This window comes from Streptomyces marokkonensis (assembly GCF_039539045.1).
Classification (GTDB): Bacteria; Actinomycetota; Actinomycetes; order Streptomycetales; family Streptomycetaceae; genus Streptomyces; species Streptomyces marokkonensis.
In genome coordinates, this window is the sequence record NZ_BAABCQ010000001.1 from 48,105 (window position 1) to 70,857 (window position 22,753).

Annotated in this window: 20 protein-coding genes; 15 read left to right on the top strand and 5 right to left on the bottom strand. The window is 71.3% G+C overall.

Annotation, left to right across the window (positions count from 1 at the left end):
- Positions 1 to 9: 9 nt before the first annotated feature.
- Positions 10 to 1,218 carry a Cmx/CmrA family chloramphenicol efflux MFS transporter gene (locus ABEA26_RS00245; RefSeq protein WP_345588157.1) on the bottom strand — a complete coding sequence of 403 codons (1,209 nt, stop codon included), beginning with the start codon at positions 1,216 to 1,218 and terminating at the stop codon, positions 10 to 12.
- Between the two features lie 149 nt (positions 1,219 to 1,367).
- Between ABEA26_RS00245 and ligA the strand changes: the two genes are divergently transcribed.
- From ligA to ABEA26_RS00270, 5 genes are all read left to right on the top strand, one after another.
- On the top strand, positions 1,368 to 3,470 hold the full coding sequence (gene ligA, locus ABEA26_RS00250; RefSeq protein WP_345587998.1) for an NAD-dependent DNA ligase LigA: 2,103 nt from the start codon (positions 1,368 to 1,370) through the stop codon (positions 3,468 to 3,470).
- Positions 3,471 to 3,602: 132 nt separating this feature from the next.
- Positions 3,603 to 4,949 carry an enolase C-terminal domain-like protein gene (locus ABEA26_RS00255; protein WP_345588000.1) on the top strand — a complete coding sequence of 449 codons (1,347 nt, stop codon included), beginning with the start codon at positions 3,603 to 3,605 and terminating at the stop codon, positions 4,947 to 4,949.
- Entirely contained in the window at positions 4,946 to 5,776 is an 831-nt protein-coding gene (locus ABEA26_RS00260; protein WP_345588001.1) for an SDR family NAD(P)-dependent oxidoreductase, read from the top strand. Before ABEA26_RS00255 ends, ABEA26_RS00260 begins: the two co-directional genes overlap by 4 nt.
- Positions 5,777 to 5,805: 29 nt before the next feature.
- Positions 5,806 to 6,798: an aldo/keto reductase gene (locus ABEA26_RS00265; protein WP_345588159.1), complete on the top strand. Its 993-nt coding sequence runs from the start codon at positions 5,806 to 5,808 to the stop codon at positions 6,796 to 6,798.
- Positions 6,795 to 7,643 carry an amidohydrolase family protein gene (locus tag ABEA26_RS00270; RefSeq protein WP_345588002.1) on the top strand — a complete coding sequence of 283 codons (849 nt, stop codon included), beginning with the start codon at positions 6,795 to 6,797 and terminating at the stop codon, positions 7,641 to 7,643. Before ABEA26_RS00265 ends, ABEA26_RS00270 begins: the two co-directional genes overlap by 4 nt.
- Positions 7,644 to 7,821: 178 nt before the next feature.
- Here ABEA26_RS00270 and ABEA26_RS00275 read toward each other — a convergent pair whose 3' ends face one another.
- Together ABEA26_RS00275 and ABEA26_RS00280 are read right to left on the bottom strand one after the other, a co-directional pair.
- Complete coding sequence (locus ABEA26_RS00275) at positions 7,822 to 8,538, bottom strand: GntR family transcriptional regulator (protein ID WP_345588004.1); 717 nt, start codon at positions 8,536 to 8,538, stop codon at positions 7,822 to 7,824.
- 42 nt (positions 8,539 to 8,580) lie between these two features.
- Complete coding sequence (locus ABEA26_RS00280; RefSeq protein ID WP_425587771.1) at positions 8,581 to 8,742, bottom strand: hypothetical protein; 162 nt, start codon at positions 8,740 to 8,742, stop codon at positions 8,581 to 8,583.
- A gap of 120 nt (positions 8,743 to 8,862) precedes the next feature.
- On the opposite strand from ABEA26_RS00280, the gene ABEA26_RS00285 reads away from it, so the two are divergent.
- The 3 genes from ABEA26_RS00285 to ABEA26_RS00295 all read left to right on the top strand — a co-directional run bounded on the left by ABEA26_RS00285 (position 8,863) and on the right by ABEA26_RS00295 (position 11,303).
- Positions 8,863 to 10,071, top strand: a complete 1,209-nt coding sequence (locus tag ABEA26_RS00285; protein WP_345588005.1) for an MFS transporter — start codon at positions 8,863 to 8,865, stop codon at positions 10,069 to 10,071.
- A gap of 82 nt (positions 10,072 to 10,153) precedes the next feature.
- Positions 10,154 to 10,735, top strand: coding sequence for a sugar O-acetyltransferase (locus tag ABEA26_RS00290; RefSeq protein ID WP_345588006.1), 582 nt, complete (start codon positions 10,154 to 10,156; stop codon positions 10,733 to 10,735).
- Between the two features lie 10 nt (positions 10,736 to 10,745).
- On the top strand, positions 10,746 to 11,303 hold the full coding sequence (locus ABEA26_RS00295) for a TetR/AcrR family transcriptional regulator (RefSeq protein WP_345588007.1): 558 nt from the start codon (positions 10,746 to 10,748) through the stop codon (positions 11,301 to 11,303).
- Positions 11,304 to 11,412: 109 nt separating this feature from the next.
- Here the strand turns inward: ABEA26_RS00295 and ABEA26_RS00300 are convergent, their stop codons facing one another.
- Together ABEA26_RS00300 and htpG are read right to left on the bottom strand one after the other, a co-directional pair.
- The gene (locus ABEA26_RS00300) at positions 11,413 to 12,711 is read right to left on the bottom strand and encodes a YeeE/YedE family protein (protein WP_345588008.1); all 1,299 of its coding nucleotides are present in this window, start codon (positions 12,709 to 12,711) and stop codon (positions 11,413 to 11,415) included.
- A 443-nt stretch (positions 12,712 to 13,154) separates the two neighbouring features.
- Positions 13,155 to 15,056: a molecular chaperone HtpG gene (htpG, locus tag ABEA26_RS00305; RefSeq protein WP_345588009.1), complete on the bottom strand. Its 1,902-nt coding sequence runs from the start codon at positions 15,054 to 15,056 to the stop codon at positions 13,155 to 13,157.
- A gap of 340 nt (positions 15,057 to 15,396) precedes the next feature.
- Between htpG and ABEA26_RS00310 the strand changes: the two genes are divergently transcribed.
- The 7 genes from ABEA26_RS00310 (at position 15,397) to ABEA26_RS00340 (ending at position 22,752) form a co-directional block, all read left to right on the top strand.
- Positions 15,397 to 16,269: an SGNH/GDSL hydrolase family protein gene (locus ABEA26_RS00310; RefSeq protein WP_345588010.1), complete on the top strand. Its 873-nt coding sequence runs from the start codon at positions 15,397 to 15,399 to the stop codon at positions 16,267 to 16,269.
- Positions 16,270 to 16,295: 26 nt separating this feature from the next.
- The gene (locus tag ABEA26_RS00315) at positions 16,296 to 17,252 is read left to right on the top strand and encodes a GlxA family transcriptional regulator (RefSeq protein WP_345588012.1); all 957 of its coding nucleotides are present in this window, start codon (positions 16,296 to 16,298) and stop codon (positions 17,250 to 17,252) included.
- Positions 17,253 to 17,457: 205 nt separating this feature from the next.
- Entirely contained in the window at positions 17,458 to 18,456 is a 999-nt protein-coding gene (gene gap, locus ABEA26_RS00320; protein WP_345588013.1) for a type I glyceraldehyde-3-phosphate dehydrogenase, read from the top strand.
- Positions 18,457 to 18,505: 49 nt separating this feature from the next.
- Positions 18,506 to 19,000 carry a peptidylprolyl isomerase gene (locus tag ABEA26_RS00325; protein WP_345588015.1) on the top strand — a complete coding sequence of 165 codons (495 nt, stop codon included), beginning with the start codon at positions 18,506 to 18,508 and terminating at the stop codon, positions 18,998 to 19,000.
- A 148-nt stretch (positions 19,001 to 19,148) separates the two neighbouring features.
- Positions 19,149 to 20,627 carry a glutamate-cysteine ligase family protein gene (locus tag ABEA26_RS00330; protein ID WP_345588017.1) on the top strand — a complete coding sequence of 493 codons (1,479 nt, stop codon included), beginning with the start codon at positions 19,149 to 19,151 and terminating at the stop codon, positions 20,625 to 20,627.
- 53 nt (positions 20,628 to 20,680) lie between these two features.
- The gene (locus tag ABEA26_RS00335; RefSeq protein ID WP_345588018.1) at positions 20,681 to 21,523 is read left to right on the top strand and encodes a class II glutamine amidotransferase; all 843 of its coding nucleotides are present in this window, start codon (positions 20,681 to 20,683) and stop codon (positions 21,521 to 21,523) included.
- Positions 21,524 to 21,813: 290 nt separating this feature from the next.
- Positions 21,814 to 22,752 (top strand): TauD/TfdA dioxygenase family protein, encoded by a 939-nt coding sequence (locus ABEA26_RS00340; protein ID WP_345588019.1) that lies wholly within the window; start codon positions 21,814 to 21,816, stop codon positions 22,750 to 22,752.
- Position 22,753 lies beyond the last annotated feature (1 nt).

Consider the following 22,753-nt stretch of genomic DNA (forward strand, 5'->3'; position numbering starts at 1 on the left):
CGGTACGCGTCACACCCGCTGGGTCCGCTCCGCGCCGACGGGCTCGGTGGCCATGCCGCCCATCACGATGCGCGACCGGCTGTGCAGCCGAAGCGAGACGGCGGCGAAGGCGATCGCGACCAGGGTCATCGCTCCGCCCGCCCAGGCCGTGGCGGGGTAGCCGAGGCCCGCGTCGATCACCGTGCCGCCGAGCCAGGGACCGCCGCTGTTGCCCAGGTTGAACGCGGCGGTCGTCGTCGCGCCCGCGAGGGTGGGCGCGGCGCCGGCGACGTTGAACATGCGCGCGTTGAGCGCCGGCGCGGTGTAGAAGGCGGAGACGCCGAGCAGCAGGGAGAGGGCGATGACGGCGGCGGGGCTCGACGCGAACAGCGCCAGAGCGGCCAACAGCACCGTCGAGGCGGTGATGCCGGAGAGCAGGACGCCGAACAGATGCGCGTCGGCGACCCGGCCGCCGATCGTGGTGCCGATCAGCGCGCCGATGCCGAACAGTGCCAGCACGCTCGGAACCCAGCCGTCCGCCAGTCCGGCCACATCGGTGAGCAGCGGTGCGAGATACGAGAAGGCGCAGAACACGCCACCGGCGGCGAGCGCGGTCATCACGATGGACAGCCAGACCTGACGGTCGCGGTAGATCGCCAACTCGCTCTTCAGCCGGGGCCGTCGCTCGGACAGCGGGATCCGCGGGATCAGGGTCACGACGCCCACGAGCGCGACGGCGGACGCCGCGCCCACGGCCCAGAAAGCGGACCGCCACCCGAGGTGCTCGCCGAGGAACGCGCCCACCGGGACGCCCAGGACGTTGGCGATCGACAGCCCGCCGATCATCACGGCCATCGCGCGGGCGCGCGAGGTCGTCGGCACCATCGCGATGGCCACGGCGGCGCCCACCGCCCAGAAGCCGGCACACGCCAGTGCGCTCACGACCCTGGAGACGAAAAGGATTTCGTACGTCGTCGCCAGCGCGCCCGCGATCTGGCCGAGGCCGAACACCGAGATCAGCGCGACCAGCGTGATCTTCCGCGGCAGCCGCAGGGTCGCGACCGCGAGCAGGGGCGCGCCGACCACCATACCGATCGCGAACGCGGATATCAGTAGCCCGGCTTGCGGGATGGACACGTCCATGTCGTCGGCGATGGGCGGCAGCAGTCCGGAGAGCATGAACTCGCTCGTGCCGAGCGCGAAGACGGAGAGGCCGAGGATGTAGACGGCGAGCGGCATGCGGGATGCTGCGGGCCGTGCGGAAGATGCGGGCATGACAGGTGTCAACGAAGCGCTTCTTCCCTCCATTCCCCAACGGAGGGCCGTCTCACGATGCGTCGGGCCGGTGACCGGGCCGATTGTCAGTGGTGGGCGGCATGATGCCACTCATGACGACTCCCGCAGCAGTGATCGTGGACGCCGCCGCCTACACACAGGCGGTCGAGGATGCCGCGCGTGCGGCAACCGCCTATTACGCGGGCGGCTCCTCGCCACTGGACGACGACACCTATGACCGGCTGGCGAGAGGAATCGCCGCATGGGAGGCCGAGCACCCCGACGAGGTGCTGCCCGACTCCCCCACCGGGAAGGTCGCCGGCGGCGCGGCCGAGGGCGATGTTCCGCACACGGTTCCGATGCTCAGCCTCGACAACGTGTTCTCACCCGAGGAGTTCACCGCATGGACGGCGTCCCTGACCCGTCGTCTGGACCGGGAGGTCACCCGGTTCTGTGTGGGTCCCAAGCTGGACGGGCTCGCGGTCGCCGCCCGCTACAGCGGTGGCCGCCTCACCCGGCTGATCACTCGTGGGGACGGCACGGCCGGGGAGGACGTGTCGCATGCCATCGGCACCGTCGAGGGACTGCCCGAGACGCTGGCCGAGCCGGTCACCGTGGAGGTGCGCGGCGAGATCCTCATGACGACGGCCCAGTTCGAGCACGCCAACGAGGTGCGCACAGGTCATGGGGGCCAGCCGTTCGCCAACCCGCGCAACGCGGCGGCGGGAACGCTGCGGGCCAAGGAGCGCGCCTACACGGTCCCGATGACGTTCTTCGGGTACGGCATGCTGCCCCTGCCCGAGACGGAGGCCGCGCTCGCCGGCCGGCTGGAAGAGCTCGCCCACAGCGACCTGATGTCGACGGCGGCCGGGCTCGGCGTGCACACCAGCGCCGGGACGGCGGTCCCGGACGTCGTCGTCCAGACGCCGGAACAGGTCGTGGACCGGGTCCGGGAGATCGCCGCGCTGCGCACCCAACTGCCGTTCGGCATCGACGGGATCGTCGTCAAGGCCGACCTCGCCGCCGATCGGCGGGCCGCCGGATCGGGCTCCCGGGCACCCCGGTGGGCGATCGCCTACAAGCTGCCCGCAGTGGAGAAGATCACCCGGCTGCTGGAGGTGGAGTGGAACGTCGGCCGCACCGGCATCATCGCCCCGCGCGGCGTCCTGGAACCGGTGGTCATCGACGGCTCCACGATCACCTACGCCACCCTGCACAATCCGGCCGACATCACCCGTCGCGGTCTGCGCCTGGGCGACCACGTCATGGTGCACCGCGCCGGTGACGTCATCCCCCGCATCGAGGCCCCGGTCGCCCACCTGCGCACGGGTGAGGAGCGGCCGATCGCGTTCCCCGAGCTGTGTCCGCGCTGCGGTTCGGACATCGACACGAGGGAGGAGCGCTGGCGCTGCGCACAGGGCCGCAACTGCCATCTGGTCGCCTCTCTCGCCTACGCCGCGGGCCGCGACCAGCTGGACATCGAGGGCCTGGGCACCACTCGTGTCGTCCAGCTCGTCGAGGCCGGCCTCACCGCCGACCTCGCCGATCTGTTCACCCTCCGGCGCGAGGAGCTGCTCGCCCTCGAACGGATGGGTGAGACCAGCACCGACAACCTGCTCGGCGCGATCGCCAAGGCCAAGGAGCAGTCGCTGTCACGAGTGCTGTGCGCGCTCGGCGTCCGGGGCACGGGCCGGTCCATGTCCCGTCGCATCGCCCGGCACTTCGCCACCATGGACCACATACGCGCCGCCGACGCCGACGCGATGCAGCGGGTCGAGGGCATCGGGTCGGAGAAGGCGCCCTCGATCGTCGCGGAGATCGCCGAACTCGCCCCGCTCATCGACAAGCTCACCGCCGCCGGGGTCAACATGACCGAGCCCGGCGCCACTCCGCCCCCCGCCGGTGCCGACGGCGAGGGCGAGGTTCCGAGCGAAGGCGCGGATGCGGTCGCGACACCGGCGGAGGGCGGCCCGCTGGCGGGGATGCGGGTGGTGGTCACCGGCGCGATGACCGGAAGTCTGGAGAAGCTGTCGCGCAACGAGATGAACGAACTCGTCGAGCGGGCCGGCGGACGCTCCTCCTCCAGCGTCTCGAAGAAGACGACGCTCGTCGTCGCGGGCGAGGGGGCCGGTTCCAAGCGGGCCAAGGCCGAGGAGCTGGGCATCCGCCTCGCCACGCCGGACGAGTTCGCCATACTCGTCGCCGGTCTCCTCTGACTGGGCCGGCGCAGACGTCGAGTCCTGGATTCGAATAATCCTATGGGATCTGTCGCCCTCTTGACGGGGCGATCGCGTCTGCCACACCATCAGGGCGACAGAATCCTATTTGATTTCAGTGGGGAAGCGACCATGACCGCGGCTCGCATCACCGAAGTCGACGTGATCGACATCCGTTTTCCCACCTCGCGCGAGCTCGACGGCTCCGACGCGATGAACCCGGACCCCGACTACTCGGCCGCGTACGTGATTTTGCGGACCGACGCGGGTGACGGGCTTGAGGGCCATGCGTTCGCCTTCACCATCGGGCGCGGCAACGACGTGCAGGCCGCGGCCATCGCCGCGCTGCGCGATCACGTCGTGGGCCTGTCCGCCGAGGCGGTGTGCGCCGACCCCGGTTCGCTCTCCCGGGCCCTGGTCGGTGACAGCCAGCTGCGCTGGCTCGGCCCGGAGAAGGGCGTGATGCACATGGCGATCGGTGCCGTCGTCAACGCGGTGTGGGACCTGGCGGCCAAGCGCGCGGGCAGACCGGTGTGGAAGCTCCTGACCGACTCCGAGCCGGAATGGCTCGCGGACCAGGTGGACTACCGCTACATCGAGGACGCCCTCACGCGCGAGGAGGCCGTGGCCCTGCTCCGAAAGGGCAAGGACGGCTCCGCCGGGCGCGAGTTGCGGCTCCTGGCGAACGGCTACCCGGCGTACACCACCTCTCCCGGCTGGCTCGGCTACTCCGACGACAAGGTGGTCCGGCTTGCCGAGCGGGCGGTCGCGGACGGCTTCACCCAGATCAAGCTGAAGGTCGGTGCCGATCTCGCCGACGACGTACGCAGGATGCGCGCGGCGCGCGCGGCCGTCGGCCCCGACGTCCGGATCGCTGTCGACGCCAACCAGCGCTGGAACGTCGCCGAGGCCGTCGAGTGGACCAACGCGCTGGCCGAGTACGCCCCGTACTGGATCGAGGAGCCCACCAGTCCGGACGACATCCTCGGGCACGCGACCGTCCGCAGGGGGGTGGCCCCGGTCAAGGTCGCCACCGGCGAGCACGTCCACAACCGCGTCGTCTTCAAGCAGCTCCTGCAGGCGGAGGCCATCGACGTGCTGCAGATCGACGCGGCGCGGGTGGGCGGTGTCAACGAGAACCTGGCGATCCTGCTCCTCGCCGCCAAGTACGGCGTCCCGGTCTGCCCGCACGCCGGCGGCGTCGGCCTGTGCGAGCTGGTGCGCCATCTGTCGATGTTCGACTACGTGGCGCTGACCGGCACGACCGAGGACCGCTTGATCGAGTACGTAGACCATCTGCACGAGCACTTCAAGGATCCCGTGGCCATCGTGAACGGGCACTACGTGGCTCCCACGGCGCCCGGCTTCTCCTCGGAGATGCACGCAACGTCGATCGAGGCCTATCGCCATCCGGGCGGCGCCTTCTGGGTCGCCGACGCCGCCGGCCTCACCGAACCCCGGGAGGGGACCAACCGATGAGCGAACTCTCCGGTTTCAGAGCCCTGGTGACCGGCGGCGCGTCCGGCATCGGCAGAGCCACCGCCGGTCTGCTGGCCGCCCGCGGCGCCGACGTCGCCGTACTGGACCTCGACCCGCTCGCACCCGATCCGCTCGCACCCGATCCGCTCGGCCCCGGCCCGTTCGGCCATGATCCCCTCGACCTCGGCCCGTCGGCTGTCGGCAAACCTCTGCGCGGCTACCGCGCGGACGTGTCCGACGACGCCTCCGTACGGTTCGCCGTCGCAGCCGCCGCCGAGGATCTGGGGGGCCTCGACATCCTGGTCAACAACGCCGGCGTCGGCGCGGTGGGAACGGTCGAGGACAACGACGACGCCGAGTGGCACCGCGTCCTGGACGTCAACGTCCTCGGTATGGTCCGCACCACACGCGCGGCCCTCCCCCACCTGCGCGCCTCCGCGCACGCCGCCGTCGTCAACACCTGCTCGATCGCGGCCACCGCAGGGCTCCCGCAGCGAACCCTGTACAGCGCGAGCAAGGGCGCGGTGCTGTCCCTGACCCTGGCCATGGCGGCGGACCACGTCCGCGAGGGCATCCGCGTCAACTGCGTCAACCCCGGTACGGCCGACACCCCCTGGGTCGGCCGCCTCCTCGACCGGGCGGCAGACCCGGTCGCCGAGCGGGCGGCGCTGGACGCCCGGCAGCCCATGGGCCGGCTGGTCACCGCCGAGGAGGTCGCCGCTGCCATCGTGTACCTGGCGAGTCCGGCCGCCGCCTCGGTCACGGGCACCGCGCTCGCGGTGGACGGCGGGATGCAGGGCCTGCGACTGCGGCCGGAGGGACAGTGACGCGGCCGGACGCGAGCGGCGGTGCAGCGCTGCCGAGCCGCACTCTCGGCCGCAGTGGCGTGTCCGTCAGCGCCCTCGGCTTCGGCGCAGCGGCCGTCGCCGGCCTCTACGAGGAGGTGGGCGAGCAGGAGGCCGCGGCCGCCGTGGACGCCGCCTGGGAAGCGGGCGTCCGCTACTTCGACACCGCCCCGCACTACGGCCTCGGCCTGTCGGAACGCAGACTGGGCGAGGCCCTCAGGACCAGGCCGCGCGACGACTTCACCCTGTCCACCAAGGTGGGACGGATACTCGTCCCGCACGAGGGCGGCGGCGACGACCTGGCCCAGGGCTTCGCCGTGCCGGCCACCCACCGGCGGCGGTGGGACTTCAGCGCCGACGGTGTACGCCGCTCGCTGGAGGACAGCCTCACCCGCCTCGGGCTCGACCGCGTCGACCTCGTCCTGCTGCACGATCCGGACGACCACGGGGAGCAGGCGTTCCGGGAGGCCTATCCGGCGCTCGAGGAGCTGCGGTCCCAGGGAGTCGTACGGGCGATCGGCGCGGGAATGAACCAGACCCGCATGCTGACACGCTTCCTGACGGACACGGACGTGGACGCCGTGCTCTGCGCGGGGCGCTACACCCTCCTCGAACAGGGTGCGCTGGACGGACTGCTGCCCTCGGCGGCGGCGGTCGGCAAGAGCGTGATCGTCGGCGGAGTGTTCAACTCCGGCCTGCTGGCCGATCCCACGCCGGGCGCCACCTACGACTACGCGGCGGCACCCACGGACCTGCTGCACCGGGCCGTGCGGATGCGCGACGTCACCGAGACGCGGAGCGTGCCGTTGCGCGCGGCCGCGCTGCACTTCCCCTTCGGGCACCCGGCGGTCGCCTCCGTCCTGGTCGGGGCGCGATCGGCCGCCCAGGTCCGGGACGCGGCCGAGCAGTTCCACCGGCCCGTCCCCGACGCCGTGTGGGAGGCCCTGCGGGCGCGGGGGCTGTTGCCCGGTGAGGTGCCGCTGCCGGACGGGACGGTGCCATGAGCCTCGTCGACGCCCACCATCACGTCTGGGACCTCGGCGTACGCGACCAGGAGTGGATCACCGGCCCGGAACTCGGCCCACTGCGGCGCTCGTTCCTCCTCACGGATTTCGAGACCGAGGCCCGCGAGGCAGGGGTGGCGGCGTCGGTACTCGTGCAGACGGTCACCGTGGCCGAGGAGACGCCGGAGCTGCTGGCCCTGGCCACGGGCAGCGAGGTGGTCGGCGCGGTCGTCGGCTGGACCGATCTGACGTCGCCCGGGGTCGCCGACGAACTGGCGCGGCTGCGCTCGCTGCCCGGCGGTGGGTTCCTGCGCGGTATCCGGCACCAGGTCCAGGCGGAGCCCGACCCGGACTGGCTGACCCGGCCCGACGTGCTGCGCGGACTGCGCGCGGTCGCGGCGGCCGGACTCGTCCACGACCTCGTCGTCCTTCCGCACCAGCTGCCGTCGGCGACGAGGGCGGCAGCCGCCGTCCCCGGACTCACCTTCGTCCTCGACCATCTGGGCAAACCACCGATCGCGTCGGGCCGTCGGGAACCATGGGCCCGCCATGTGCGTGCGCTGGCCTCCCTGCCGAACACGGTCTGCAAGCTCTCCGGCATGGTCACCGAGGCGGACCGCCGATCGTGGACGGTCGACGACCTCAGGCCGTACGCCGACACGGTGCTCGGCGCCTTCGGTCCCCGGCGGCTCATGTTCGGCTCCGACTGGCCGGTGAGCACCCTCGCCGCACGCTACGGCGACGTCCTCGCCGCCACCCGGGAACTGACCGGCTCGCTCACCGCGCCCGAGCGGGACGAGGTGTGGTCGGGCACCGCCCGGCGGATCTACCGCATCAGCGATTGACCGGGCGACCGGGCGACCGGGCGACCGGGCGACCGGGCGACCGGCGTCCACGATGGGTGACCGTCGCCACGTCGACCCGACGCTGTGTCAGCCCCGTGCCGTGTCAGCCCCGTGCCGTGTCAGCCCGATCTGCGTCAGCCCGACCCACGTCAGCCAATCCGCGTCAGCCCGATCCACGTCAGCCCGGTCCGAGCCGGCTGAGCAGGCGCTCCAGGCTCCGGGTGAGGTGGTCCGCCATCGCCTCGGCGGCGTGTCCGGTCCTGCGGCGCAGGATCGCGCGCACCACGCGCTCGTGCTCCGCGAGGGTCGGGGCACCGTCGCTCTGAAGGCTGCTGAGGCGGAAGATGTGCAGGTGGGAGTGGAGCCGCTCCACCGAGTCCGCGAGCAGGGGCCGATGGGCGGCCTCGGCGACCGCGTCGTGGAATCGCTGGTCCAGGGCGGCGAAGTCCCGGTAGGCCGCGTACGGCCCGGCGGGGCCGGGGTGGGCCTGCGTGTCCTCCAGGATCGTCTCGATCGCGTCGAGCTGTTCCTCGTCTGCGTGGCGGGCTGCCAGAGCGGCGGCTCGCGGTTCGAGGAGCAGCCGCATCTCGAACAGCTCCTCCACCCCCTGCCGGGTCAGCAACTCGGTGGCCCGGTATCCGGACAGGGAGCGCTTGACGACGAGACCGTCGGACTCCAACCGGGCCAGGGCCTCGCGCACGGGGGTCGGTGAGACGTTGAGTGCGCGGGCCAGGCCCTCGATGCCGACGCGGGCGCCGGGGGCGATCTCATGGTCCATGACCATGGCCTTGATGTCCTCGTAGACGCTGTCGGACAGCACCTGCCGGGCCGGCGCCGGCGGCGCCCCTCTCGTCCCGGCCGCGTCGTCGGAGACGGACGGGTCGTGTGCCGGCATCCGGGTCTCCTCAGTGCGCTGTGCGTTACGGCGAGCGTCAGTTTAACGAGGTGGCGCGGCCGCTTCGAGGTCGGCGACGGTGCCCGACTCGATGGTCCGCACCTGCGCGGTGATGTGGTCGGCCGGCCGGTACCACGAGGCCACCGCGGGCAGCCGGGCGACGTCCTCGTCGCCGAAGCGGGTGCGGAGGAGCCGCACGGGCATGTCGGGCGGTTCCTCGGGATCCTGGGTGGTGACTCGATCACATGATCGCCGCAACAGGGCTCGCGAGACGCCGGTTTTCGCGAGTGTACGTTCGTACGCTTGCGCCTGTAGGCTCCGCGCATGACTGTTGACGTTCTGCGCCGGCCCGCCCTGACCGAACGGCGGGCTCGCGTGGCCGTCGCCGCGCTGTTCTTCACCAACGGGGCCCTGTTCGCCAACCTTCTGCCGAGGTATCCGCAGATCAAGGCGGACCTCGGCATCGGCAACGCCGCCTACGGGCTGGCCGTGGCGGCGTTCCCGGCGGGCGCCATCGCGGCCGGGCTCGCGGCCGGCGTGGTCGTCCGCCGGTTCGGCTCGGCGCGGGTGGCGGTCGGCGGCACGCTGCTGACCGGGGTGGGCATACTCGCCGCCGGCCTGGCCGACTCGGTGGCGCTGTTCGCGGGCGCCCTGCTCCTGGCCGGAGCGGCGGACGCGTTCACCGACGTCGCGCAGAACGCCCATGGCCTGCGGGTGCAGCGCCGCTATGGACGCTCCATCATCAACTCCTTCCACGCCATCTGGTCCATCGGCGCCGTCACCGGCGGGTCCATGGCCGCCGCCGCGATCGCACTCGACGTCTCCCGGGGCTGGCACCTGCTGTTCTCGGCCGTGGTGTTCGCGCTCGCGGCGTGCGTCGCCCTGCGGTTCTGCCTGCCCGGCCCCGAGACCGAACCGGAGGAGGAGGCCGGCGTCGAGGGCCGCGCCCCGCGGCAGGCCCGGCGTGCGGCACCGGGTGGGCGTACGAGCTACGTACTGGCCGCACTGGTCCTCATCGCCACGGCCGGCACGCTCGTCGAGGACGCGGGCAGTTCCTGGGCCACCCTCTACCTCTCCGACTCGCTGCACGCGTCGGTGGCGCTGGCCGCATCCGGCTATGTCGCCCTGGTCGGGGCGCAGTTCGTCGGCCGGCTCATCGGTGACCGGCTGGTGGACCGGTTCGGTCAGCGCACGGTGGCCCGCTGTGGCGCTCTCGTCGCCGCGGCCGGCATGGGCCTGGCGCTGGCCGTGCCCACGGTGCCCGGGACGATCCTCGGGTTCGCGGCGGCCGGCTTCGGGGTGGCGACCCTGGTTCCGGCGGCGATGCACGAGGCCGACGAGTTGCCCGGCCTGAAGCCCGGGTTGGGGCTGACCATGGTCTCCTGGCTCATGCGGCTGGGCTTCCTGTTGTCCCCGCCGATCGTGGGGCTGGTCGCCGACGCGACGAGCCTGCGGGTGGGGCTGCTGGTCGTGCCGCTCGCGGGGGTTCTCGTCCTCGTGTGCTCCGGTGTGCTCCAGTCCCGCCGGCGCTGAACGGAGCCGCCGGGCGGGGCGTCCTCCAGCGACACGCCGACCATGAGTGTACGTTCGTACGCTCCAGGGTACGATCGTGCGCATGCCGACGGACTACTTCGCGCAGGACCCTCGCACGAACCTCGAGCGCATGGAGGCGGGCGACCTCTACATCGCCGACGATCCCGAGATCGCCCGCAGGCAGCAGCAGGCCGTGCGGCTGGCCGCCCGCTACCAGGCCGCCTACGCGGAGGACGCGGCGGCCGCGCAGCCGATCCTCGCCGAACTGCTCGGCTCCCTGGGCGCAGAGGCGCACGTGCGGCCACCGCTGTACGTCGACTACGGCAGCAACATCACGATCGGCGCGCGCACCTTCGTCAACTACAACCTGACCGCGCTGGACGTCGCGGCGATCACCATCGGCGAGGACTGCCAGATCGGGCCGGGTGTCCAGCTGCTCACCCCCACGCATCCCCTGGAGGCCGAGCCCCGGCGGGACAAGCTGGAGGCCGCCCGGCCCATCACCATCGGCGACAACGTCTGGCTGGGCGGTGGCGCCGTCGTCCTGCCCGGTGTGACCATCGGCGACAACTCCGTCATCGGCGCCGGAGCGGTCGTGACGAAGGACGTGCCCGCGAACGTCGTCGCCGTCGGCAACCCCGCCCGCCCGGTGCGGAAGGTGTAAGCCTGCTCCCATGGCAACCGGACACACGGATCCGCAGCGGCGTGAACGCATCATCGCCGCCACGCTCGACCTGATCGCCGAGGAGGGCATCGCGCGCGTCTCCCACCGGAAGATCGCCACCCGCGCCGCGGTCCCCCTGGGCTCGATGACCTACCACTTCAGCGGCATCGACCAGTTGCTGCGGGAGGCGTTCGGCCGTTTCACCGACCACATCGTCGCCGTGTTCGACACCCACCTCGGCGCGGCGGCCGACCGCGAGCAGGCCCGGGAAGCGGTGGCCGACCTCGTGCACCTCCTGTCCGAGGGAAGCCGGCGGGACCTGGTGCTCACCCAGGAGCTGTACACCCTCGCCGCGCGCCGGCCGGCCTACCGGGAGCTCACCCACGAGTGGATGCGCCGCAGCCGCGTCCACCTGGAGAAGCACTTCGACCCGGACACCGCCCGCCAGCTCGACGCCCTCATCGAGGGGATGACGCTGCACCGTGCGCTGGCCCGCGAGCCCCACGGCAGGGCGCTCACTCTGGAGGCCATCGCCCGCGTCACCACCACGAAGCGGCGCGCCCCGTAGCCGCCCGTGCGGCACAGGCCTGATCCCTGTGCCGCACGGGCATCCCCCTGTCTCAGGGAACGCCGTCGCCGGCTCGGGTGTCAGCAGACGCCGTCGCCGGGCTCGGGTGTCAGCAGACGCCGTCGCCCGGCTTGGGGTTGCCCAGGCCGAACAGGGGACGCAGCTTGAGGCCCACCCAGGTACCGGCCAGCGCGAAGGCCCCCCACAGCCAGCCGCTGAGGCTGCCCGAGGCGATGCCCGCCAGATAGGCGCCGATGTTGCAGCCGCCGGCCAGACGGGCGCCGATGCCCATCAGCACGCCGCCGAGCACCGCCGCGAGCGCCGTGCGCCAGGGGATGCGCCGGTGCAGGGCCCAGGTGCCGCCGACCGCGGCCGCGAGGGCCGCGCCGATCATGATGCCGATGTCGGTGAGGCTGGTCTTGTCGGCGAGAACCGGGCCCGCCAGCATTTCGGCGTTGCCCGGCCGCTGCCACCACGTCCAGTTCTCCGGGTGGCCGCCGAGCGCACCCACCAGCTCCGAGCCCCACAGACTGAAGGCGCTCGTGACGCCCCAGGCGCCGCCGGAGACCAGCAGGATGCCCGCGCCGAGCACGGCCAGCACGAGGGCGCCGGCGGCCGGCGACCAGGAGCCGCGCAGCGCACGGACGGCCAGTCCGCGCGCCGAAGGGACGGCCCCGAGGGGCGGCGGGTTGCGGCGGGCCTGGACGCGCCGTGTGACCAGTACCACGAGGAGCAGCGCGAGGATGGTCACGGCCCAGGAGCCGAGCCATCCGATGTGGTCGGACAGGACGACGGGTTCCCAGGCGGGAAGGTCCTTCCACAGGTCGAACTGCCAGGCGGCGAGAGTGGCGCCCGCGATGAAGCCGCCGAGGGTCAGCACCACCGACCCCTGTCCCGAGCCGACGGCGAAGAGGGTGCCGGAGGCGCAGGCGCCACCGAGCTGCATGCCGATCGCGAAGAGCACCGAGCCGGCGAACAGACCGACCCCGATCGACCCGGCGGACGGGGTCGGCTGGGATCCGAAGAGTCCGGTGCCCGTGCCGATGAGCAGCGCGAACAGGGTGGCCGTCGTGCCGAGCAGCAGGGCGTGCGCCCGCAGCCCGGCGCCGTTGCCGACGGCGACCAGCTGCCGCCAGGCGGACGTGAAACCGAACCGGGAGTGGAAGAGGGCGACACCGAGGCCGAGGCCGAGCAGGAGCAGTACGCCCGGCTTGGCGCCGTGCGCGGACCACACGTACGCGGCAAGGGCCACGGCGAGCAGGCCGGACACCGCGAGTGGTGTCCGCCGCACCGGAGGCAGGGGCGGCGCCTCGGGCCGTGCCGAGGAGGTCGGGGAGGGGGAGAACAGGACGGCGGGCGCGCGCGGCGGCGCGGCCGGGGTCGACCCGGCTGGGGGCGCGGTGGTCACGGAAGATCTCCGGAGGGGTGCACGGGGACGGCGGGCGATGGCGCTGACGGACCGGCGGCATGGGTGACGCGGCCGGTGTGGGGGTCAGCGGCGACAGAGGCCGTCGTCGACGCACCACGCCGAGTTCGCGAAGAGCGCGAGGCACAGCAGCGGAGCCGATGCATACATGCGTGCGAATATACGGAGTGTGCTGCTCCGGATGCCAGACCGTCTCGCCATGCGGATGTCGAGGTGGACAGGAGACGTCCCGGAGTACCGCCCGGGCGGCGTGGCCCTTCGCGTCTCACGGGGCAGCGGCCGACCGCCGCAGGCGCCTGCGGCGCACGCGTTCGCCCCCGGCCCGCCCCTGCCGGAGCCCGCCCCTGCCTCCGGCCCGTCCCGAACGCCACGATTCCGTGGCGTTCGGGACGTACGCGGCGCCGGTCCGACGCCTGGCGGCGTGGTTACAGCGTGCGCTCCAGACGGTCGGCGACCAGCTTCACGAAGCGGGCCGGCTCATGCGGCCGGCCCCCCTCGGCGAGTACCGCCAGGGCGTGGAGCAGTTCGGCGGTCTCGGTGAGCTCCGTCCGGTCCTGCTGCTCGGTGTAGGACCGGTTCAGGGACTTCACCAGCTGGTGTTCCGGGTTGAGTTCGAGGATTCGCTTGGCCTGGGGCACCTCCTGGCCCATCGCCCGGTACATGTTCTCCAGCGCGGGCGTGAGTTCGTTCGCGTCGGAGACGACACAGGCCGGCGAGACCGTGAGGCGGGAGGAGAGGCGGACCTCCTTGACGTCCTCGCCCAGGTGCTCCGTCATCCAGCCGAGCAGGCCGGCGTACTCCTCGCCCTGCTGGTCCTTCTCGGCGTCGGTCTTCTCGTCCTCGGAACCGCCGAGGTCGATCTCGCCCTTGGCCACCGAGCGCAGCGGCTTGCCCTCGTACTCCCCCACCGCGTCGGCCCACACCTCGTCGACGGCGTCGGTCAACAGCAGGACCTCGACGCCCTTGGCCCGGAAGGCCTCCATGTGCGGGGAGTTCTCGAGGGACTGCCGGGACTCGCCCGTCATGAAGTAGACGGCGTCCTGGCCGTCCTTCATCCGCTCCACGTAACTCTTCAGCGTGGTCGGCTCGTCGGCGTCGTGCGTGCTCGCGAAGGAGGAGGCGGCGAGGATCGCGTCGCGGTTGTCGGAGTCGGTCACCAGTCCTTCCTTGAGGACGGCGCCGAACTCCCGCCAGAAGGTGGCATAACGGTCCGGCGCGGACGCCATCAGGTCCTTGACCGTGGCCAGGACCTTCTTCGTCAGGCGGCGCTGGATCATGCGGATGTGGCGGTCCTGCTGGAGGATCTCACGGGAGACGTTGAGCGAGAGGTCCTGCGCGTCGACGACGCCCTTGACGAAGCGGAGGTACGGCGGCAGCAGTTCCTCGCAGTCGTCCATGATGAAGACGCGCTTCACATAGAGCTGTACGCCGCGCTGGTACCCCTGGGTGAACAGGTCGTGCGGGGCGTGCGAGGGCACGAAGAGCAGGGCCTGGTACTCGAAGGTGCCCTCCGCCTGCAGCCGGATCGTCTCCAGCGGTTCGCGCCAGTCGTGGGAGATGTGCTTGTACAGCTCGTGGTACTCGTCGTCGGACACCTCGTCGCGCGGGCGTGCCCACAGCGCCTTCATCGAGTTGAGCGTCTCGGCCTCGCCCGGATCGCCACCGTCCTCGGCCGGCTTCGGCAGCAGGCGGACCGGCCAGGTGATGAAGTCCGAGTAGCGCTTGACGATCTCCTTGATCTTCCACTCGGAGGTGTAGTCGTGGAGCTGGTTCTCGGAGTCCGCCGGCTTGAGGTGAAGGGTGACGGAGGTTCCCTGCGGCGCCTCGTCGACCGTCTCCAGAGTGTACGTGCCCTCACCGCGCGACGACCAGCGGGTGCCCTGCGCCTCACCGGCGCGACGGGTCACCAGGGTGACCTCGTCCGCCACCATGAAGGCGGAGTAGAAGCCGACGCCGAACTGGCCGATGAGCCCGTCGGCTCCGGCGGCGTCCTTGGCCTCTCGCAGCTCCTGCAGGAACTTGGCCGTGCCCGAGTTGGCGATGGTGCCGATGAGGTGCGTGACCTCGTCGTACGACATCCCGATGCCGTTGTCCCGCACGGTGAGGGTGCGGGCCTCCTTGTCGACGTCGAGTTCGATGTGGAGGTCGGTCACGTCGACATCGGGAGTGTCGTCCCGCAGGGCGGCGAGGCGCAGTTTGTCCAGCGCGTCCGAGGCGTTGGAGACAAGTTCGCGCAGGAAGACATCCTTGTTCGAGTAGACGGAGTGAATCATCAGCTGAAGGAGCTGACGTGCCTCTACCTGGAACTCAAACGTTTCGGTCGGCATGGCTGCTGAGTACCTCACAGGTCCGCGATCGGGTGAACTGACGGTAGTCACTTTAGAACAGCCCGAGTTCCCGCCGCCGCCACTCGGGCGACCTCCAGTACGCCGACCCCCTCAAGCCCGTCCGTCAGGGCCTCGGACGGGTTCAGCCGCAGCACCCGCCCGCAGCCTCAGGTCGGAGATCGATCGGCGGGCCACCGTGCCGTGCCGCTGCAACAAGTCGCGTCAACAGCGTTGACGCAAAGTCAGCGCGCGTGCACATTACTTAAAAGTAGAACCGATCGGTAACCCGCGGCCGCACGCTCGCACCCTCCCGCGCCCCCGTCCCGAGAAGAGAGAGCCCATGCCGAAGCATGCCCTGCGCCGTGTCATGACCGCGACAGTAGCCGCGGTCGGTACACTGGCCCTCGGCCTCACCGACGCCACCGCGCAGTCCACGCCCTCCCTGGACTACGTCGCTCTCGGCGACAGTTACAGCGCCGGCTCGGGCATCCTGCCCGTCGACCTCACCAACCTGCTCTGCCTGCGCTCCACGGCGAACTACCCCCACGTCATCGCCGAAACCACGGGCGCCCGCCTGAAGGACGTCACCTGCGGCGCCGCCCAGACCACCCACTTCACGCAGGCCCAGTACCCGGGCGTCGCTCCCCAGGTGAACGCCCTCACCACCGGTACGGACCTGGTCACGCTGACCATCGGCGGCAACGACAACAGCACGTTCATCAACGCCATCACGGCCTGCGGGACCGCGGGCGTCCTCAGCGGCGGCAAGGGCAGCCCCTGCAAGGACAGACACGGCACGTCCTTCGACGACCAGATCGACGCCAACACCTATCCGGCGCTCAAGAACGCGCTGCGCAGCGTCCGCGCCGAGGCTCCCAACGCCCGCGTGGCGGCCCTGGGTTACCCGTGGATCACACCGGCCACCGCCGACCCGTCCTGCTTCGCGAAGCTGCCGATCGCCGCTGGTGACGTGCCCTACCTGCGGAGCATCCAGGCGCACCTCAACGCCGTCGTCGAGCGTGCCGCCGAAGAGACCGGGGTGACCTATGTGGACTTCTCACAGGTGTCCGAGGGCCACGACGCCTGCGAGGCCGTCGGCACCCGGTGGATCGAACCGCTCCTCTTCGGTCACAGCCTCGTCCCCGTCCACCCCAACGCCCTCGGCGAACGGCGCATGGCCGAGCACACCATGAAAGTCCTCGGCCTGAGCTGACCGGCACCCCACGTACGCTGTCCCGCGTGCCGTCCTCCCGCCCGCGTCGCGTCGCCGTCCTCGTGCTCGAGGGTGCCAAGCCGCTCGATGTCGGCATCCCCGCGCAGGTGTTCACGACGCGGGCGAGCATGCCGTACGAGGTCCGGGTGTGCGGCGCGGAGCCCGGCCTCGTGACCGGCGGTGACGGCCTGTCCTACCACGTCGCCCACGGCCTCGAGGCGCTGGCCTGGGGCGACGTGGTCTTTCTCCCCGGTTACCGGTCCCCCGACCTCGACAATCCGCCGCGCACCGTCGTCGAGGCGCTGACGGCGGCCCACGATCGGGGCGCGCGGCTCGCCGCCATCTCCACGGGCGCCTTCGCGCTCGCCGCCACGGGCCTGCTGGACGGCAGGCGCGCCACGACGCACTGGCACTACACGCGGGCGCTCGCGGCGAAGCATCCTCGCGTGCGGGTCGACGAGAACGTGCTGTTCGTGGACGAGGGCAGCGTGCTGACCTCCGCCGGCGCCGCCTCCGGCATCGACCTGTGCCTGCACATCCTGCGCGGTGACCTCGGAGTGGCCGCGTCGAACCACGCCGCCCGGCGCCTGGTCGCGGCCCCCTACCGCAGCGGTGGTCAGGCGCAGTACGTGCCGCGCAGCGTGCCCGAGCCGCTGGGCGAGCGGTTCGCCGCCACCCGCGAGTGGGCGCTGCGCCGGCTCGGCGAGCCCCTCACCCTGGAGAGACTCGCCCGGCACGCGGCGGTGTCGGCGCGCACGTTCTCGCGGCGCTTCGTCGAGGACACGGGGTACACACCGATGCAGTGGGTCATGCGCGCCCGCATCGACATGGCCCGTGAGCTGCTGGAAAGCTCGGAACGGAGCGTCGAGCAGATCTCCGCCGACGTCGGTCTCGGCACCGGCGCGAATCTGCGGCTGCACTTCCAGCGCATCCTGGGCACGACACCGAGCGAGTACCGGCGCACCTTCGCCCAGGGCGAGTAGTCCCACCGGCCCAGCCTCCTCCGCCTCCTCCGACGCCTGCCGCTTGGCCATGGCACCTGCCGCTTGGCCTTGGCGCTTGGCGCTTGGCGCTTGGCGCTTGGCGCGATCCTTGCGAACCGTGGCACTCCCGCCGCTGCCACGCGCGGACGACACGCGCGAGCCTGGTGGCGAACGACCTGACGGCGAACGAAGGGACACACCACTCATGACTCGCATCGGCATCAACGGATTCGGCCGCATCGGGCGCAACGTGCTGCGCGCGCTGCTGGAACGCGACAGCAAGCTCGAGGTCGTCGCCGTGAACGACCTCACCGAGCCGGCCACCCTCGCCCGGCTGCTGGCCTACGACTCCACGGCCGGCCGGCTCGGCCGCCCGGTGTCCGTCGACGGGGACACCCTCGTCGTCGACGGACACCGCATCAAGGTCCTCGCCGAGCGCGAGCCGGCGCGGCTGCCGTGGGCCGAGCTCGGCGTCGAACTCGTACTGGAGGCCACCGGCCGCTTCACCTCGGCCGACGCCGCCCGCGCCCACCTGACCGCGGGCGCGAGGAAAGTCCTGGTCAGCGCGCCTTCGAACGGTGCGGACGTCACCCTGGCGTACGGCGTGAACAGCGACGCGTACGACCCGGCCGCGCACACGATCGTCTCGAACGCGTCCTGCACGACCAACGCGCTCGCGCCGCTGGCCGCGGTGCTCGACGAGCTCGCCGGCATCGAGCACGGCTTCATGACGACGGTGCACGCCTACACGCAGGAGCAGAACCTGCAGGACGGTCCGCACCGCGACCCCCGCCGGGCCCGCGCCGCCGGGGTCAACATCGTGCCGACCACGACGGGCGCCGCCAAGGCGATCGGCCTGGTGCTGCCGAACCTCGACGGCAGGCTGTCGGGCGACTCGATCCGCGTGCCGGTACCTGTGGGCTCGATCGTCGAACTCAACACGACCGTCGCCCGCGACGTGACGCGCGACGACGTGCTGGCGGCCTACCGTGCCGCCGCCGAGGGCCCCCTCGCGGGAGTGCTCGAGTACTCGGACGACCCGCTGGTCTCCTCGGACATCACGGGCAACCCGGCCTCGTCGATCTTCGACTCGGCGCTGACCCGCGTCGACGGCCGCCACATCAAGGTGGTCGCCTGGTACGACAACGAGTGGGGCTTCTCGAACCGGGTGATCGACACGCTCGGACTGCTCGCCACACGCTGAAAGGACGGCCGGTGCGACATCACGGGGGCTCACACGTCACAATGGTGCGATGAGCAATTCCAAGGTTTACTTCGACATCGACATCGACGGCCAGGATGCGGGCCGCATCGTCTTCGAACTCTTCGAGGACGTCACCCCCAAGACCGCCAAGAACTTCATCGAGCTGGCCACCGGCGAGCACGGCTTCGGCTACGCCGGTTCCTCGTTCCACCGCGTGATCCCGCAGTTCATGCTCCAGGGCGGTGACTTCACCCGGGGCGACGGCACCGGCGGCAAGAGCATCTACGGCGAGAAGTTCGCGGACGAGAACTTCCAGCTGAAGCACACCGAGCCCTACCTGCTGTCCATGGCGAACGCGGGTCCGAACACCAACGGCTCGCAGTTCTTCGTCACCACCGTCCGCACCCCCTGGCTGGACGGCAAGCACGTCGTCTTCGGCAAGGTCGTCGAGGGCACGGGCGTGGTCGACAAGATCGAGGGCTACGGTTCCCAGTCCGGCGGCACCTCCGCCAAGATCACGGTGCGGGAGTCCGGCAAGCTCTGAGAGCTGATCGGCCGCACAAGGACGTGAACCCGACGGGGCCCGCCGCACACAGTGCGGCGGGCCCCGTCCCGTCCCGTCTGGTGAGGGGCGCCAGGTGGTGCGACGCTGGGGTGGAGAGCGTTGGAGGAAGGCGACCCCGGGAGGACCGATGGGACGGGACGTCCCGGCGCTGGTCTTCACCCGCGAGGACCGCCGCCGGTACCGGATCAAAATGCAGGAGTGCCTCGAGGCCTTCGCGCAGATGCTGGGCGAGTCACGGTTCGAGACCGAGCGGCCCCAGGTGGGGCTGGAGATCGAGCTGAACCTGGTCGACGACGAGGCCGAGCCGGCGATGTGCAACAGCGACGCCCTCGAAGCGATAGCTGACCCCGCCTGGGCCACCGAGCTGGGCCGTTTCAACCTGGAGATCAACATCCCGCCCCGCCGGCTGACGGCGGGCGGCCCCGACTCCTGGGAGACCGAGATCCGCGCCGCCCTGAACCACGCGGAGGACCGCGCCGAGTCGATCGGCGCACATCTGATCATGGTCGGCACCCTGCCCACACTGCGTGAGGCTGACGTGGGAGAGGCCGCCCTGTCGGAGAACCCGCGCTACCGGCTGCTCAACGACCAGGTGTTCGCGGCCCGGGGCGAGGACCTGCACATCGAGGTGGACGGCGTCGACCGGCTGCGGACCTACGCGGACACGATCATGCCGGAGGCCGCCTGTACCAGCACGCAGTTCCACCTCCAGGTGTCCCCCGACGAGTTCGCCGACTACTGGAACGCGGCCCAGGCGATCGCCGGGGTCCAGGTGGCCCTCGCCGCCAACTCACCCTTCCTGCTCGGCAAGGAACTGTGGCACGAGAGCCGTATCCCGCTGTTCGAGCAGGCCACCGACACCCGGCCGCAGGAGATCAAGGCGCAGGGGGTGCGGCCACGGGTGTGGTTCGGAGAGCGGTGGATCAACAGCGTCTTCGACCTCTTCGAGGAGAATGTGCGCTACTTCCCCGCGCTGCTGCCGCTGTGCGACGAGCAGGACCCCGCCCAGACACTGGACCGCGGCGACATCCCCGACCTGGGCGAGCTCACCCTTCACAACGGCACCATCTACCGCTGGAACCGGCCCGTCTACGCCGTCGCCCACGACACACCGCACGTCCGGGTGGAGAACCGGGTACTGCCCGCCGGTCCGACCGTCGCCGACACGCTCGCCAACGGCGCCTTCTACTACGGGCTCACCCGCGCCCTGGTGGAGGAGGAACGGCCGGTGTGGTCGAGGATGTCCTTCTCGGTCGCCGAGGACAACCTGCACACCGCGGCCCGGCACGGTATCGAGGCACGGCTGTACTGGCCCGGCATGGGCGAGGTGACCGTGCCCGAGCTCGTACTGCGGCGGCTGCTGCCGCTGGCGCACCGGGGACTGGAGCTCTCCGGCATGGACGCGGCCTGGCGGGAGCCGCTGCTGGGGATCATCGAGCAGCGGTGCGTCACCGGGCGCAACGGTGCCGTCTGGCAGAAGGAGATGTTCCACCACATCGACACCGGCGCCCGTCCGGGCCGTCACGAGGCCCTGCGCCGGATGACACAGCAGTACATGGACTACATGCACCTCAACGCCCCGGTGCACACCTGGCCGGTCGACTGAACGTCCGGGGCGACCCGCGCGGCACGCGCCGAAGACCAGGGAGGCGGCAGACGATGTGCCGATGGCTTGCCTACTCGGGAACGCCCGTGCTGCTGGAGACCATCCTCTACAAGCCCGAGCACTCACTGATCGACCAGAGCCTGCACGCCCGGATGGGGGTCGAGACGACGAACGGGGACGGGTTCGGCGTCGGCTGGTTCGGCCCGGAGATGACGACCCCCGCGATCGTCCGGGAGATCGGGCCGGCGTGGAGCAACCGCAATCTGCGGGAGATCGCGAGCCATGTCCGCTCGTCCCTGTTCTTCGCTCACATCCGGGCCTCCACGGGCAGCCCCGTGCAGCAGACCAACTGCCACCCGTTCCGCCACGGCCGCTGGATGTGGATGCACAACGGCGCGATCGCCGAGTTCCACCGGGTCCGGCGCGAACTCGCCCTGGCCGTCGACCCGCGGCTCTTCCTGGACATCGAGGGGTCGACGGACTCCGAGATGATGTTTTTCCTGGCCCTCACCTTCGGCCTGGAGGACGACCCTCCGGCGGCCGTGGCACGGATGGCGGGGCTGGTGGAGGAGGTCGGTCATGAGCACGGCGTCCAGTACCCGCTGCAGATGACGGTCGCCGTGACCGACGGACGTCGGCTGTGGGCCTTCCGCTACTCCAGCCAGGGCGCCTCACGGTCCCTCTACTACAGCTCGCGGGTGGAGAGCCTGCGCGCGCTCCACCCGGACCTGCCCTTCCTCCGGGAGGCGTCCGACGACACCCGCCTCATCGTCTCGGAGCCCCTGGGCGATCTCCCCGGCGTGTGGAACAAGGTGCCCGAGAGCAGCTACGGCGTCGTCCAGCCCGAGGGGGACGTCATGCTCCCCTTCGCCCCGCGGCCGGTCCGGGCCGGTTGACAGGGGCCCTGGGAGATCACACAATCGGTGCCATGACCACATACCGGTTCGGCACCACGGCGGAGTGTCCCCCCGTGCCCGAGCGAACCGGGTGTGAGCGCTCCGGCCGATAACGGCCGTCCGCGAGCCGGGGTCTCGACGCGCGTGCCGCGCGTCCCGAGCCGACCGGCCTTCCTTCCGGCGAACAGCCCGGAGCATTTTCGTTTCCCGCTTCTTTTTCCTGGCCGGTCGGCGATGACGCGTACCGCCATGGCCCGGCCGACCCGGCCCACCGCAAGGGGAGGACTCCCATGACCGTCACGACCGCCGGCCCGACCGTCGATCTGCGCGAAGCACGCATTCCGGGGGACGGTATGTACGAGGGTCGGCGCACACTGCGCCGGCTGCCCGAGGGGTGGCAGGAGCGGCCCTACGAACACTTCGAGGTCGTTCCGCAGGCCCGCACGATCGGTGCCGAGATCCGGGGCGCCGACCTCTCGCGCCCGCTCGGTGCCGCCCTGCGCGAGGAGCTGAACCGCGCCCTGCTGGAGTGGAAGGTGCTCTTCTTCCGCGCCCAGCACCTCACCTCCGACCAGCAGCGCGACTTCGCGGCCAACTGGGGCGAGCTGGAGACCAACCCCCTGCTCGCCGCCGGTTCCAGCGACGACGTCGTCCGCTTCGACAAGAGCGCCGGGGCCGCCCCGACGTACGAGAACGTCTGGCACACCGACGTCACCTTCCGCGAACGGCCCGCGCTCGGCGCCGTTCTCCAGCTGCGCGAGGTGCCGCCGTTCGGCGGGGACACCATGTGGGCGGACATGGCTGCCGCCTACGACAACCTCCCTCAGGAGGTGAAGGACCGCATCGACGGCGCCCGGGCCGTGCACGACTTCATCCCCGGCTTCGCCCGGTTCTACGGCCCCGAGCGGCTGATCCCGCACCAGGACCTGTTCCCGCCCGTGGAGCACCCCGTCGTGCGCGTCCACCCCGAGACCGGGCGGCGCATGCTGTTCGTCAACACCTCCTTCACCACCCGCATCACCGGCATGGACCGTGACGAGAGCGACCGGCTGCTGCGCTTCCTGTTCCAGCAGGCACACGTCCCCGAGTACCAGGTGCGCTTCCGCTGGCAGCCCGGCGACATCGCCTTCTGGGACAACCGCGCCACGCAGCACTACGCCGTGGGCGACTACGGATCCGACCGGCGCGTCGCCGAACGCGTCGCCATCGAGGGCGACCGTCCCTTCTGAC

Coding starts and splice junctions, on each gene's coding strand:
- ABEA26_RS00245 (WP_345588157.1), bottom strand. CDS start 1,218: ATGCCGCTCGCCGTCTACATCCTCGGCCTCTCCGTCTTCGCGCTCGGC.
- ligA (WP_345587998.1), top strand. CDS start 1,368: ATGACGACTCCCGCAGCAGTGATCGTGGACGCCGCCGCCTACACACAG.
- ABEA26_RS00255 (WP_345588000.1), top strand. CDS start 3,603: ATGACCGCGGCTCGCATCACCGAAGTCGACGTGATCGACATCCGTTTT.
- ABEA26_RS00260 (WP_345588001.1), top strand. CDS start 4,946: ATGAGCGAACTCTCCGGTTTCAGAGCCCTGGTGACCGGCGGCGCGTCC.
- ABEA26_RS00270 (WP_345588002.1), top strand. CDS start 6,795: ATGAGCCTCGTCGACGCCCACCATCACGTCTGGGACCTCGGCGTACGC.
- ABEA26_RS00275 (WP_345588004.1), bottom strand. CDS start 8,538: ATGCCGGCACACGACCCGTCCGTCTCCGACGACGCGGCCGGGACGAGA.
- ABEA26_RS00280 (WP_425587771.1), bottom strand. CDS start 8,742: ATGCCCGTGCGGCTCCTCCGCACCCGCTTCGGCGACGAGGACGTCGCC.
- ABEA26_RS00285 (WP_345588005.1), top strand. CDS start 8,863: ATGACTGTTGACGTTCTGCGCCGGCCCGCCCTGACCGAACGGCGGGCT.
- ABEA26_RS00290 (WP_345588006.1), top strand. CDS start 10,154: ATGCCGACGGACTACTTCGCGCAGGACCCTCGCACGAACCTCGAGCGC.
- ABEA26_RS00295 (WP_345588007.1), top strand. CDS start 10,746: ATGGCAACCGGACACACGGATCCGCAGCGGCGTGAACGCATCATCGCC.
- htpG (WP_345588009.1), bottom strand. CDS start 15,056: ATGCCGACCGAAACGTTTGAGTTCCAGGTAGAGGCACGTCAGCTCCTT.
- ABEA26_RS00310 (WP_345588010.1), top strand. CDS start 15,397: ATGCCGAAGCATGCCCTGCGCCGTGTCATGACCGCGACAGTAGCCGCG.
- gap (WP_345588013.1), top strand. CDS start 17,458: ATGACTCGCATCGGCATCAACGGATTCGGCCGCATCGGGCGCAACGTG.
- ABEA26_RS00325 (WP_345588015.1), top strand. CDS start 18,506: ATGAGCAATTCCAAGGTTTACTTCGACATCGACATCGACGGCCAGGAT.
- ABEA26_RS00330 (WP_345588017.1), top strand. CDS start 19,149: ATGGGACGGGACGTCCCGGCGCTGGTCTTCACCCGCGAGGACCGCCGC.
- ABEA26_RS00335 (WP_345588018.1), top strand. CDS start 20,681: ATGTGCCGATGGCTTGCCTACTCGGGAACGCCCGTGCTGCTGGAGACC.
- ABEA26_RS00340 (WP_345588019.1), top strand. CDS start 21,814: ATGACCGTCACGACCGCCGGCCCGACCGTCGATCTGCGCGAAGCACGC.